The organism is Actinomyces sp. oral taxon 448 str. F0400 (genome assembly GCF_000220835.1).
In the GTDB taxonomy this organism is placed as follows: domain Bacteria; phylum Actinomycetota; class Actinomycetes; order Actinomycetales; family Actinomycetaceae; genus Actinomyces.
This window is the reverse complement of record NZ_GL985610.1, coordinates 1-1270: the sequence shown is the minus strand read 5'-3', so window position 1 is coordinate 1270 and position 1270 is coordinate 1. Positions and strand designations below refer to the sequence as shown.

The following is a 1270-nucleotide window of genomic DNA, read 5'->3' as shown; positions in this document are numbered from 1 at the left end:
CATTCTTGGGTGATGGGGATGTTGGTGAGGCGGAAGGCGTAGGCGTCTTCGAAGAGTTTGGCGCCCTGGTGGTCGAGGGTGGCGGTGTCCTGTCCGGTGTCGGGCCAGACGACGCAGATGGTGGTGGTGGCGCCTTCGTTGAGAGGGCCATCGACGGAGAGCTTGCTCTCGGTCAAAGGGGTGTGGGTCGTGGCGCTGGGGGGGACATAGTCGGCGGGGAAGAGACGCTGGTCGCCGGTCAGGAGGGTCAGACCGTCGGAGGAGGCGTATGACGCGTCAGCGGTCCCCTCCTCCTGACGCGAGTTGGACATGACCACAGCGTAGTCGCGCAGCCAGGCGCGCAGGGTTGAGGTGTTGCCGGTGCCGCCGGGGCCGGTGGTCACGCTCAGGCAGCCGAGGAGGAGACCGCCGGTGCGGGTGAGGCGCTCAAGAGTCACGCTCACTTGTCCGCCGTGTTCGTCGGGGTCGGTGACGGTCACGCCGTCGGGACCGTCACCGACCGGTCCGAGCGGGTCGGGCCACCGCGCCGATGATCCCGCACTGCTACCAGCGGCGGGGCCGGCGGCGGGGCCGGCACTGCTGGTGCCGGCGGTGGGGGTCATCGTGACTACGACGCGTCTGTTAGCGGCTCTGGCTTCCTCACTGGTGCCCTCGACGGCTGGTTCGCTCTCTCCTCTGCCGGACGCGGTCACCGTCCAGGCCGACAGATCAGCCACCTGCCCCAACCGGGTCTGGATAGCCCGAGCACGACGCTCGGACAAGTCCTGGTTATACGCCTCATCAGCAATATCATCGGTATGACCGACGATATCGAGCCCCCCGCCACCGGGATACTCGGCCAACCGGTCCGCGATTGCGGACAGCTGACCATCAGCCTGATCAGTCAAAGCATCAGAATCCGGATCGAAGGTGACATCCGAGGCCAGGGTCACAGTCACGTCCTTGTTCCCGGTCAGGGTGCTGGTCGACTCGTCCACAGCCCGAGTGAACGACTCAACGGGCACCGGATCCGCTCTACCAGCATCGAGGCTAAGACGACCGATAGCCTCATCCATCGCCGCCAGATCAACCCCGGCCTCAGACGCACCCTCCCGATCGATCACCGCCACCGGAACGAACCCGGTCATGGGCACGAACACCGTCACCCGATCCGTATCATCAACCGGACCGAACGGCACATACACCGTATCAGACTCACCCGCGTCCAGGCTGATCGCACCGCCCTGAACGATTTCCTCCTTCTGCGCTGTTTCCCGCACTGTGCCCGCAG

At 65.7% G+C, this 1270-nt stretch carries 1 protein-coding gene; it reads right to left on the bottom strand.

Translation table 11 applies throughout. The features are described from left to right. The coding region (locus HMPREF9062_RS11935; RefSeq protein WP_253270773.1) for an OmpA family protein at positions 1–977 on the bottom strand (977 nt) is incomplete at its 3' end. Between the last annotated feature and the right edge of the window lie 293 nt (positions 978–1270).